This window comes from Pseudoalteromonas luteoviolacea (assembly GCF_018100925.1).
In the GTDB taxonomy this organism is placed as follows: domain Bacteria; phylum Pseudomonadota; class Gammaproteobacteria; order Enterobacterales; family Alteromonadaceae; genus Pseudoalteromonas; species Pseudoalteromonas obscura.
The window spans coordinates 55,329-67,856 of sequence record NZ_JAGJEH010000001.1 but is presented as its reverse complement, the minus strand read 5'-3'; the positions used below and the strand labels follow the sequence as shown (position 1 = coordinate 67,856).

The 12,528-nt window shown below is 41.0% G+C and carries 11 protein-coding genes; 3 read left to right on the top strand and 8 right to left on the bottom strand.

The features are described from left to right. Window positions 1–79 precede the first annotated feature (79 nt). Window positions 80–1,051 (top strand): GlxA family transcriptional regulator, encoded by a 972-nt coding sequence (locus J8M00_RS00195; protein WP_211008368.1) that lies wholly within the window; start codon window positions 80–82, stop codon window positions 1,049–1,051. A 92-nt stretch (window positions 1,052–1,143) separates the two neighbouring features. Then, complete coding sequence (locus J8M00_RS00190) at window positions 1,144–2,313, top strand: DUF1624 domain-containing protein (RefSeq protein ID WP_211008367.1); 1,170 nt, start codon at window positions 1,144–1,146, stop codon at window positions 2,311–2,313. Here J8M00_RS00190 and J8M00_RS00185 read toward each other — a convergent pair. The 8 genes from J8M00_RS00185 to J8M00_RS00150 all read right to left on the bottom strand — a co-directional run bounded on the left by J8M00_RS00185 (window position 2,300) and on the right by J8M00_RS00150 (window position 10,298). Continuing rightward, window positions 2,300–2,767, bottom strand: a complete 468-nt coding sequence (locus J8M00_RS00185; RefSeq protein WP_211008366.1) for a hypothetical protein — start codon at window positions 2,765–2,767, stop codon at window positions 2,300–2,302. The two genes, J8M00_RS00190 and J8M00_RS00185, sit on opposite strands and share 14 nt — an antisense overlap. Before the next feature lie 38 nt (window positions 2,768–2,805). Continuing rightward, window positions 2,806–3,606 (bottom strand): PhzF family phenazine biosynthesis protein, encoded by an 801-nt coding sequence (locus J8M00_RS00180; RefSeq protein WP_211008365.1) that lies wholly within the window; start codon window positions 3,604–3,606, stop codon window positions 2,806–2,808. 454 nt (window positions 3,607–4,060) lie between these two features. Beyond that, entirely contained in the window at window positions 4,061–4,270 is a 210-nt protein-coding gene (cspE, locus tag J8M00_RS00175) for a transcription antiterminator/RNA stability regulator CspE (protein ID WP_023398163.1), read from the bottom strand. A 640-nt stretch (window positions 4,271–4,910) separates the two neighbouring features. Next, a complete protein-coding gene (locus J8M00_RS00170; protein WP_211008364.1) occupies window positions 4,911–5,360 on the bottom strand; it encodes an N-acetyltransferase in 450 nt (149 codons plus the stop codon). A gap of 64 nt (window positions 5,361–5,424) precedes the next feature. Further along, window positions 5,425–6,087: a C39 family peptidase gene (locus J8M00_RS00165; RefSeq protein ID WP_211008363.1), complete on the bottom strand. Its 663-nt coding sequence runs from the start codon at window positions 6,085–6,087 to the stop codon at window positions 5,425–5,427. Between the two features lie 312 nt (window positions 6,088–6,399). Further along, complete coding sequence (locus tag J8M00_RS00160) at window positions 6,400–8,028, bottom strand: methyl-accepting chemotaxis protein (protein WP_211008362.1); 1,629 nt, start codon at window positions 8,026–8,028, stop codon at window positions 6,400–6,402. 528 nt (window positions 8,029–8,556) lie between these two features. Continuing rightward, entirely contained in the window at window positions 8,557–8,904 is a 348-nt protein-coding gene (locus tag J8M00_RS00155) for a DUF5329 domain-containing protein (RefSeq protein ID WP_211008361.1), read from the bottom strand. A 185-nt stretch (window positions 8,905–9,089) separates the two neighbouring features. Then, entirely contained in the window at window positions 9,090–10,298 is a 1,209-nt protein-coding gene (locus J8M00_RS00150; protein WP_211008360.1) for a YncE family protein, read from the bottom strand. A gap of 532 nt (window positions 10,299–10,830) precedes the next feature. Between J8M00_RS00150 and J8M00_RS00145 the strand changes: the two genes are divergently transcribed. Then, window positions 10,831–12,522, top strand: coding sequence for a serine hydrolase domain-containing protein (locus J8M00_RS00145; RefSeq protein WP_211008359.1), 1,692 nt, complete (start codon window positions 10,831–10,833; stop codon window positions 12,520–12,522). Window positions 12,523–12,528: the final 6 nt, after the last annotated feature.

The window sequence follows — 12,528 nt, the reverse complement described above, 5'->3', positions numbered from 1 at the left end:
GATCAGAGTAGTGTCACTTTACAGAAGGCTTCCCGCTCCCTAAAGTGTCACTAATGACAACTTCAAAGGTGAAAACGACATGAAGGTAGCGATCCTATGTCAGCAAGGAGTGATGGCCAGTGCACTTACTGGCATTATCGATGTATTAAATGTGGCTAACCGAGTTATGAGAACAACCTTCTACCAATGGCAAATTGTGTCACTAGGTGATGATCGTATCGTCAGCAGCCAAGGCTTGTCGTTTAATGTGGACTGCACGCTAAGCGAGCTTGATCACTTTGATGTTTTAATTATTATCGGTAGCCAATACCAAGGAGATAAACGCCTTTGGCAGGAATGCCGTACATTAAGCGCCTATGCATCATTATTGAGTAAAAAACTAAAAGGTATTTCTCCGCCAACCTTGGTCGCTGGGTGTTGTGGTGTTGCCTATGCAGCGGCGCTTGGCTTGTTGGATAAACAGCGTATTACTGCCAGCTGGTGGCTAGAGGCATTTTTTAATCGCTATTTTCCAGAACTTAACTTAGATACATCACCCATCTATCTGTGCGACCAAAAACTCTATACCGCGGGTGCTGCCCATAGTTATATGTATGTAATGTTAGCGCTCATTAAACGACAAATAGGAGATGATATTGCCCAGCAAGTTATGAGCTGGTTGGCAATACCTGAGCCGCAATTGCGCCAAACTGCATTTATGATAAGCAGCGCGCTCGATTCACATAAAGACACTGCTGTTCAAGCAGCACAAATCCACATCAAGGCGCAATTAAAGACCAACTTTACGCTTAAAGCGTTGGCCGAAATAGCCTGTGTATCAGACCGCACGCTGATCCGGCGTTTTAAATCTGCAATCGGCATGACGCCATTTGACTATATCCGCTTGTTACGTCTTGAAAAAGCCAAAGAGCAACTAATTTACTCTAATAAACACTTCGCCGATATCGCTACCTCCGTTGGCTACCGAGATCCACAAGCACTATCTAAACAGTTTAAGCGTCATTTTGGTAAATCTGTCTCCGCTTTTCGTGAGCAATTAGACCAAGTGTAAGAAAAGAGACACTCTTTCTCTCCAATAAGCCGCACACATTGTGAAATTGAACTAAAGTTAGTTAACATTAAATTCACAATAAGACAGTGTACGTGGCAAAGATAGATAGACTGTACTCTCTAGATATTCTCAGAGGCTTAATTATTGTCCTTATGGCGCTTGACCACACCCGGCGCTATTGGGCCGAAACCCCATTTTCCCCCACCGATTTAGACCAAACAACGCTGGCATGGTTTTTAACTCGTTGGGTAACACACTTTTGTGCCCCCTTATTTATATTTTTAACGGGGATCAGCGCATATTTATACGGCCAACAGGTTCAGTCTAAAAAGGTTTTACGAAATTACCTGCTCAGTCGCGGGAGTTGGCTGATTTTACTAGAACTTACGGTGGTAAATTTTAGCTGGCAGTTTGGTTATGACGTGGTTTTTTTGCAGGTGATTTGGGTAATTGGTTGCTCTATGATTGTCTTGGCTGGGATGATTTATTTACCCTATAATTTGCTCTGTTTATTATCGTTTTTTGTAATCATCACACATAACGCTCTGAATGATCACGCCATTCTGAATTGGGTTGGGCAAGATTTGACTTGGCTATGGCATTTACTGCACAGCCCCACCACATTTAACCTCTCAGATCGGCTTCAAATATTCGCGCTGTACCCTTTAATTCCATGGTTTGCGGTCATGTCGTTAGGCTATTGCTGCGGCAATTTGTTTAAACTCAATGCGAGCCTGAGATACAAGGTGTTTGCCACACTCGGTGGCATCACTATTGTTGTATTTGTACTTTTGAAGCTAGGTAATATTTATGGTGAGCCTAACTTATTTGTGCCCGACCCTTCATTGGTCACCTCTATCATGTCCCTACTCAACAACAGTAAATACCCACCCTCTTTAGTATATTTGCTGATGACAATTGGCCCAGGCCTACTAATTTTGGCTTCACTTGAGTACGCACAAACACGCAGCTACTCTCTTAACTGGCTCAATGGATTGAAAATACTAGGTGGCGTGCCACTGTTTTACTATTTACTCCATATTCCAGTTATTAACCTCAGCGCACAAATATATAGTCAGTTAACCTATGGTCAAACCATAGACTTTTTTAGCACGCCACCTGATTGGCCCACTAGCTATGAACCTAGTCTATGGGTTGCCTACATAGCATGGGTCGTCATTACATTGGCATTGTATATACCTTGTAAATACTATTTGGCGTTAAAACGAACCCACCACAGCCCTTTGCTTAAGTACTTGTAGTGTTTGCGGGTGTCATTTTAATATTTGGCACCCATTTTAAAGCCAAACAGGTCATAAGGCCGCACATAAACCAAATTGCACTGGCTATAACAGAAAATACTGTAACCATATCAATAAACACTATGCTCAACACCAAGCCAGCAAGACCTCGAATCGCACACAATATTCCAATCACCACTAAGGCCAAATAAGTGAGCGGTAAACGCCGTATTAAGCCCGCCCCGGCTAGCGCATACGCACCACATATTGCAAAAAGCAAAGAGATACCAACGGTCGCTACAGGCGCTAGCCACGTGCCATTTTTAGCAGATTCCACAAGCACATTTGGAGCAAGCTGCGCACGGTAACACGCCTCCCCCAACCAAATACAAGACATATGTGCAATCACAGTCACAGCGGCCATCAAGGCCACAAAAATCAATCCAAGTACCGCTAATCTTTGTTTATGTATCAAGGTAATTTCCTCACAACGTGACGTCATAATTAATAGTGTTACACAGTTATGTGGCCTTGCAGATATAGCACCGCTTCACCGATAACTGTGACGCGCTGAGCTAAAAAGTCGACTTCACACACAAGATGTCCCCCTCGCTCTGAGGCTTGAAAGGCATGCAATACGTGTTTGTCGAGTTTTTTTGCCCAAAAAGGAGCAAGGCCGGTATGAATAGACCCAGTAACAGGATCTTCCTCTCCTCCATTGGCAGGCCAAAAATAGCGCGACACAAAGTCATCATCGACTCCAGGTGCACTCACTACAACATCTAATGGGGCTAGCATCTTAAGCAGCTGAGCATCATATTTTACTTGTTTTACGTCTGTCTCAGTATCGTAAATCGCAAAATACGCTTGGCGATTTTGTAGTATCTCTTGAGGCTCGATAGATAATCCCTTTAATAGTGCGCTTGGCACTTCAGATAGCGGCTCAGGCATTTGCATCGGAAAGTTCATTTCCAATTTCCCATTACTGAGCTGTGTTACTGTTAAGCTGCCAACTGTTTGCGTTGTAAACTCGACAGAACTGCTCAAGCCTAAATGATTAAATAATACAAACGCTGTCGCGAGCGTAGCATGACCACAAAAGGCAATTTCGGTTAACGGAGAAAACCAGCGGATCTGATAACTGTTTGAGCCGCCGCGCACAATAAATGCGGTTTCCGATAGGTTGTTTTCAGCTGCAATATTTTGCATTAACTCTTCGCTTATCCAAGCTTCTAATGGCACAACAGCAGCCGAATTGCCTTTAAATTGGGTACTGGTAAATGCATCAACCACATAAATTGGTAGCTTAGCCACTTTCTTGATTCCTTTGTTTTTAACAGGTTATCACTGTACCCGATAACACAAAGTAAAAATACATAAATCGAGATAAGAAATGAGGCGTTACAAAGGTGAAGTACAGCGCACTTCGTAGCTGCACTTGAATAAACACCTAGGTACGGGTTTGGAAAAGGACAACATCATAGGCCATGGCTGAATTTTTTCTTATAAAACAAAGAGCCACTATTTGTATCGCAGCTTTGAGCTCTGTTGTGAATTAACAAATAAATGCAATTGAGCGATAAACAGACATATCAAGAAATCGTAGCAATATCTTACACGTCAGTTATAAAAACTATATTTTCAGGAGAATGTAAAACGATTTGGGTATTATAGAGAGGTTTAAGCCGATGTTGGCTGGCAAGGTAGGAGAAAGATTTGCAGATTAAACAACAAGGTGCAGCGATTCGCCGCACCTCGACATAACTGATTAAAGTACAGTTACGTTTTCAGCCTGAGGACCTTTAGCGCCCTGAGTTACTGTAAAGCTAACTTTTTGACCTTCAGTCAAAGTACGGAAACCTTCAGACTGGATAGCTCTGAAGTGAACAAATACGTCGTCGTTACCATTTTCTTGTGCGATAAAGCCAAAACCTTTTGACTCGTTAAACCATTTTACAGTGCCTGTTACTTGAGACATAAATTACCTATTTATATTAAAATTAAAAAAAATGTGTACAGTATCGGAAGTAAAGTGAGTGGCTAAAATTAGGTTTTATGACAAAAACAGAAACTAACGCAAACAACAAATAAATCAAATATCTTCATACGCGGCGTATAATACACTGAAAATCTTTATTGTCGAGCATTTTTACCAAAATAGTTTAAATATTATCCAGAACTTTTGTTGTAGTTTAGACTATCCGTATTTTTTGGCCACAAAGTGTCCGCGATTCAACATAACTACAATTCTTTTTGCATATCAAACCACTAGAACTCAAAACCAGTTTTTACTTGCGCGTATATGCTGCTGTCGACGTCGCTTTGCTCGAAATGGCCCGTATTTATCTCGTTCCTTTTTCGAACATACACTAAAAAAACCATTCGGCTGACAAGCTCGAAGCTCGGCGCTGCGAGTTATCATTGCGCTGAAATTTGGTACCACAGGAGTAACAAGCAAACTCAATGGCACTATCAACCCAAAAGGAAAGTCAAAAATAACAACCATCAAGCTGGCTATACAAACAACAACCAATACAACTGTGCTATGTAACAACCAAGTGGCCTTTAGACACCAAGCTCTTTGGCTGCTTTTATTTAAAGTATCTCTGTTTACACAGCTATTGCTCCGCGTCAATGACCTGCTCACACTGCCAACACATAATATATTGATTCTGACCTGTCATTGGGTCTTCTTCTTCACCAATAATTTCAAAACCTTGTCGCTGATAAAACGCCACGCTGGCAATATTGCGTTTATAAACTGACAGTTCCAAATTATTACAACGTGATTTTGCATCTGCGATCAGCCGTTTACCCACGCCTCGTCCCTGTTTTTCTGGCAGTACAAAAATCGCAGCTAAGGTATTTTCAACTAGCGCATAAAAGCCGATAATTTCATGGTTGTCCAGATACACATAATTATCTGAACTGGGTAAATAGACATGCCTCATGGTATCTTGATGGTCACGCCAAAAACTTTCAGGTACAAAGTGATGAGCTTGCTGAGAAGCAGCAAGCCAAACCAGCAAAACTGACTCAATATCTGATGAACGACCTTTTCTGATCATGATATTCCTCACTAACCCATTCAAAGTTTACCGTCAGTCCCCCCAAGGCACCGCCCAACTATATTTATAGCTGAATTTGAATTTTTTTACGCTCAGTATTAAAAGCAACGGCGTAATAACGCAATCTTGGGTGCTCTACATTCCATAAGTTTAAAAACTCTTCATAAGTTTGTACAACACGCCGCGCCCGCTTTGCATCATTTAAGTAAACTAAACGCTTAGCCTCATCGTAGCCAACCACCACACGATAATGGCTTTGCGATTTAGGTAACTCCCAATATTGAAAGACAATTACCGGGATCCCACTGGCAATGTACGTCTTAACATGATTAAACAACTGAGCGCGCCTCTCATCCATGCTGTCGGCCCCATCCATTTTTTTGCTTAGCGTAATGCTCCGCGTCTTGCCATATTGCTCTAAAAACCCCTGTAAATAAGTGACTTTGGTACCTGGATAATCGGCCCAATCTCTTGGATAGTTGTTCAAAATACCTGAGCGAACAAATACCGGCGCATCTTCATAATGATGTAAAATAGACTCCGCTATATCATATTGAGTATAGTGTTTAACGCCCCAATACTTAAAAATCATTTCTATGGTCGCAGGGCCACACAACTTCTTACCTTGCTCAACGATGGGGACATTCAACACAATTTTTTGCGAGTTTTTTGCTTCATTAACGAAAGAATAGGATACAAAAATTAAAAATATGACCCACTTAACCACTGTCTTTCCTTGATTTTAATCAACACCACTAATTTAAAAAACTAAACAATAAAAGATATAAAATAATTATAACTTACAAATTGTACAGAATAATTAATACAATTACAGAGCACACAAATATGACAACTAAAAACTTACACAAAAAACTTTAATATTTTTCAACTTGAACAGAGTTCAGAAAAAATAAAAAAGCGAACCATATAAGTTCGCTTCATAAATATTAGTTTACTGAGTCGATTTTAATATACAACATTTAGTTTTTTCAACTAAAGTGCTACTTCAACGATTCCAGTTTTAAATAAAGGGTATAATTTACAGCTTAAACTGCTCGACACTTGATTTTAGGCCATGTGCAAGTTCACTGATTTCATGACAGGCTTGTGACGTTTGATTTGCACCTTCTGTCATTTCAATAGCCGCTACGTTAATGTTCTCGATATTGCGATTTAGTTCTTCTGAAACCACTGATTGTTCATTGCAGGCAGCCGCGATTTGCGTGCTCATCGCCGCTATGCTGTCAATTTCTTGCTCGATTTTCGTGATAGTGTTGCTCACGGTTTCAGTTTGTTGAACACACACGTCGATGCCCTTTTGACACGTTCTGGTAGCTTCACCCGTCTCTTTTGATTTTAATTGCAAATCGCTCACAATTTCGACAATCTGAGTTGTTGAATCTTGCGTTCTTTGCGCTAATGAACGTACTTCATCAGCAACAACGGCAAAGCCTCGTCCCTGTGTACCAGCGCGCGCAGCTTCAATGGCTGCATTTAATGCCAGTAAATTCGTCTGTTCAGCAATTTCTCGGATAACATCAACGACGACATTGATATTTTGCGAGTTTTTTTCGAGGTTTTCTGCAAGGTCACCCGCTCGGGTTACGGTGTCTGCGACACTAGAGATCTGTACAATATTACTTTTAAGCGCAGCGCTCCCTTCACGTGATTTCATGTTGGCTTGATTGGCCGACTCGGCCCCCATTTCCGTGCTTTTGGCAACTTCAGATACTGCAGCTTGCATTTCTGTCATTGCAGACGCGACTGATTGCAACTCATTTTGTTGGTTTTGCATACCCGTGGCATTTTGCGCAGAGATCATATTGACCTCTTCCACTGCGGTTGTTAATTGGATAGCGCTGTCATTAATTTTAACCACAAGACTATTTAGCTGCTCACGCATTCTCTCTAAAGAGAGTAGCAATGACCCTAGCTCATTTTCGCTTAGATCGTGAGTATCAATTCTTGAACTCAAATCACCATTGGCGATATTACCAGCCAAATTCTTCGCCTTTTCCAATGGCTTTCTGATTGCACCACTGAGCACAAAACAAATCAAAGCGATCATCACCGCTGATATCAAAGCACAAATTACAATCACAGTTATCACGGTGCCAACGGCACGGATCGCTGATGTTTCTGCTTGACCAACATTGTCGCTGTTTATTTTGCCAAGTTTAGTGAGCTCTTCCATAGCATCTGAAAAAAAAGTATAACTATTGAGCACAATGTCGTTTGCCTTAGTCACATCTCCACTGCGCACTAATCGATTAAAACTCGACGTCGCTGACGCATACTTTCGCCACGCGCGTTCAAACGCATCAAACTGGAAACGCTCTTGATCCGAGACGTTTAATTTACTATAGGCCGATATTTTACTATTAATACCTGACTTTAACTTATCCAAAGTGACTAACCATTCGTCCAACTCTGGATGGTTTGGGTTTGTGGCAACACCAAATTCATCTTTCCTAATGGTGGTCAGCTCTATTTGCAGATCTTTAACGATTTCAACTGACGGTATACTCGTTTGTACTATGAACCCAAGGTCCTCACTGATCCCCTTTAGTCCGTTGTAAGTCACCAAACTTACACCCAAGAAGACCAAAAATACCGACGTAAAGCTTAAGCCGATCTGTTTAGAAATTGACAAGTCTTTTAATGCCATATTGTGTTTATTACATCCCTAAGTTAACAATGACTGAAATACGCTACAACCGGTAAAAATCACTCACGTGATCCTTAAACCGGTTCTATTTATTTCGATTAAATGTGTTTTTTAGTCACAAAGACTAGTGGTAACTGCGTTTGGCAAGGCTCGCAACTTTGATGAGCCACGTATCACGTCGCTAGCTGCTTGAAAGTACCTTATATATTTAAAAGCCTCTAAAATACAAAGCTCTAAATTGAAGATGTATTATAATGGAAACAACTTGCACTTGGAATAATTTAATCATTAACAGTTGGTTTTTTATGTTATTAAATTATTATAGATAACAGTAATCTGATCATAAAAAGGTCAAAGTTATTAAATTAAAATAAAGAATTTTCTATTCCAAAAAACCTCCATTTCCACTTTTCAAAATAAAACGGTGAGAACACCCTTATAAATATCACTTTTAAAATGCATATTCATTTTTAGGGTATCGCAAGAAAAATATAAACTCCTGAGTTAAGAGCTTTCATTTATAAAGAGCTATTCCTCTCTATACTTCGCAAGCTCCGCTAGCAACCATTCACTGCTTTTTGTTACTGGTTTATTTGGGCAGTGTATTTGGTAGTGCTTGCCTGAGAGGCTACTTTTAGTTGCTGCCAACCGTATAAAGTCCTCCGCTGAGTTGATATCATCTTGATAATAATTGTATTTTTTGTATATATGAGCTTTTGCATCCTGAGCACTATGCATTGTGCCGTTGCGCTCATACTGACAATTGGCAGCTTCAATAAATGCAAGCAAGTGTTGTACTTCAGTACTTGTCGTGCCAAACGCTTTCAGTGAGCCAAATGTAAAAACAACAAAAATAACTGATAAAGTGAGCTGCATGACAATCCTCAAATTAGTAAAAGCCAGGTACAGTCAGACGGGGACTGCGCATAGATTAAAATTAAGACATGCCTTAAAGGGAAAAGGTTGCATGTTAGGCTGTAAATCTTTTGCTTAAAAACCCTAACCAAAAAAGTAACGCAGCGAAAGCGCTGCGTTACCCTGATGAGACTTCAAAGAGTGTGTTACTGAACAGACACAATGCCTGTTTTTGAATTGTATATGATTTTACCCGGTGCCCCAGAAGCATAACCATAGTGGCAGCTACCTTTGCTTGCTTTTATCACCTTATACTCACCAGTCTCGGTAGAAAAGTACCACTTGGTACTGCCATCTGCTTTTTTTCTGCCTTTGCCATTACGGTTAAGTGTGTATTGATGCTCTAAAAAGTTGTTCCACATCCGTGCGCAGCGGTTGGCATTGGGATTTTTAGTAAAACGATTGTGTTTGTTTAACTTATCTTTCGACTCTACAGGAAACCCTAGATCATTAAAGTTAAAAGTCCCGTCTTTAAAGCCCGTTAAATTCGCTACTTTGTTGCTGTTTCCGTTCGCTAGCCAAAATAGATTGGCCTTGTCGATTTCTTTTTGGAGCGCGTTTGCTATCACAGGTAAAGTATCACCACAGCCTTGAACATAGGTTAAATCTGCAATGTGTGCTGGACCATCCATAACATAGGTGGCTTGGGCAGTTTGTCCGTCCAGTGTATATATCTTTGCGTTTTCACCACTGTTTCTAGCAGAGACAAAGATGGTGCCATTTTCGTCAACCGCTAAGCCCGACGCCCAATGAAGGTTGTGCTCACCGATTTCATTTAATGTCATGGTTGCTTCGTCAAGTACGTAAAGTGCCTTTGCATTTAGTACATATACGAAGTTGCCATCTGCTGAATACGCTATATCACCATGATCAAAATCATCATACGTTGCACTGCCAGACTTCATTTTTCCCAAAACTGTTTTTTCTCCAGTTGTTAAGTCAAATTGGTACATATAAGTCTGGCTGGTCGCTAATAAATAGTCTCCCGATGGAGAAACCGCCGAGCGCTTGATCGGAAAGCTTGTTGTGTCCGCGATCTCACGTTGCTGCATTGACTGCATATCAAATTCATACAGCTTAGACGCGTTTGTGTCGCTGTCGATCCGTTGCATGGTATATAGCTTCTCACCCAGTCCTGCAATATTGCTCGATGCAAATGTAGCACCTGGCACTTCTCTACTAACCTGAGCATCGGTATCTATGTGATATATGGCACTGTGGTCATCACCCGAAAACCTGTCAATCGCAAAAAGTCCATCTAAACAGGTGTTTTCATCCGCAAACACAGTAAAGCTTGTCGCCAGAGATAAAAGCGCCACCCCAAACTTGCTAAAATATTTGTCTGTTTTTTTCATCAACACACCATCAGTCGTTTCTACTACCTTACTGATACGCAAAAATCGAACCATTAAAATATTTGATTCCACAAACTACTGAAACTAGTAATGTTAAATTTGTCTTATATGTGTTCGTTGCCATCTAGTCATGAATTAGCCACAACAAGCATTTATGTGTCAATTTCACGTCCTTAGTTCGTGAATTCGATATATGGCGACTTTCTGATTTTAAGTTGTTGAATTGGTTGAATAGAAATGTTCAAAAAAAGATCTGACCGTAATATTGGAACAATGAAATCAGTATTTCTAAAATGCGAAAATTCAGTAATTAATTTTCTATTTTGCAATTTGCAATTCGCAAAATAGAAATTTTTCTCAAAATGCAAAATGACCTAGCCTTTAGCTTCAAAACTATTGGCTTGCCCAATTGTGCTTACTTTAATTGGCACCCTGAGTTAATTTTAAACGTCCCTAAATCGTCTACAAATAGAGTTGCTTAGCTACTCTATCTAAGCTGCCTAACTCAATCCAAGATAAATTAAGGACAACCATGAAAAAAATAGCATTGCTCTCAACCTTTCTCGCAGGTTTTACGGTCATTCACTCTGCTCTAGCACTGACTCAGCCTGAATTGAACCAGATAACCCAGCAAATTGAAAATAGGCTATCAGAAGAAAAAATCACTGGAATTTCAATTGCTGTAGTTAAAGACAACACGCCAATTTTGTTGGAAGGGTTTGGGTTCGCCAATACCCAGACACAACAACCTGTGACGTCAGATACCCAGTTTAGGATCGCTTCGATCAGTAAAACCTTTGTTACTCTTGCTGTTTTAAAGCTCGTTAATGAAGGTAAGTTATCTCTTGATGACAGTGTTTACAAATACCTACCGGATTTCAGGCCTAAGGTATTGCCAAACAACAATGGTAAAATAACTGTACGTGACTTGCTTACCCATCAAAGTGGGATCCCTTCGGGGTGGTATCGGGGTGATGAACCAACGACTACGCCAGATCAAGACCTAGATTTACTGGCCGCGTTGCTTAGCGACGAATACTTGGTTTGGGATCGAGGCACAATCTCAGCATACAACAATAATGCGTTTGCCCTTGCAGGTTTGTTGGTCTCAAGAGTTAGTGGGCAAAGTTGGCAAGCATACTTGCAATCAGAGTTTTTTGCTCCACTCGGTATGGACTCTACTTTAAGCCATCTGCCAAACGGGCCGTTACCGACAAAGATGGCTGAAAGTTATAGCGGCACACAAATTGAGCCAAAATATGCGGCACTAACAACCCCAGCAGGTGGCATGATCTCTACTGGTAATGATATGGCGCGCTACATGCAGGCAATATTAGATAGCTGGAATTACAACAGCCATGCAATTTTGCCCGCATCTTTGATTAAAACTGTTCGCGACGTCCAAAATGAACACGTGAAGCTAGATGGCGACCACCAAATGGGGCTGGGCTTCTTCATTGAGCCATTTAACGGCCATATCGCTATCAATCATGATGGTAGTTATCAGGGCTATGAAAGTTCAATGTACATAGTACCTGAATTAAACTTTGGCGTGTTTGTCACAACTAATAACAGAGTAGGTGCAAGTGCGGTTGAAGACATTGCCAAAGCAGTAACGAGCATGGTGGCTCAACAGGCACCAGGCCCGTTTGAGCACACATCAACGCCGCAATTAGATGAGTCCCGTAAAACGCTGGAAGCTGGTGTTTATGTGGGCACAAGCAGTGTATTTATCGAGCAAAATCCAAGTGGCGAGTTTAGTGTTTTCTCTGAAGGGTTCGGCTATAAGCCGCTCAAAAAAGTAGCAGCGCAAACTTATCAAGTTCAGGGAATAGACTACGATATAAAAATAAAGCCGACCGAGGCCATTGAAGGAGTTCGCTTTCTTTATGATGGAAAGGATTACGCACACGTATTTAGCAAGCTCGTAACTACGCAGTTGACCCCAGAGCTTGAGCAGTTACTTGGGTACTATCAAATCCAGTCCGACAACCCGATACTCGGCGATCTTATCTTAGAGTACGCGCCAGAGTTGCAAGCCTTAGTGCTTGTCTCGGTTAAACATGGCTTTACTCGTACAGTAAAGGTAGTGGGTGACAACTTACTACAGGTACAAGGATATGGAAGAGGCATTGGTACTGTGTTTGACTTTAGCCAGCCTGGAAAGTTAAACGGACTTGGCTATCAGTTTAAAAAAGTACCAGCACCAATTGCTACCAAATAAACCAAG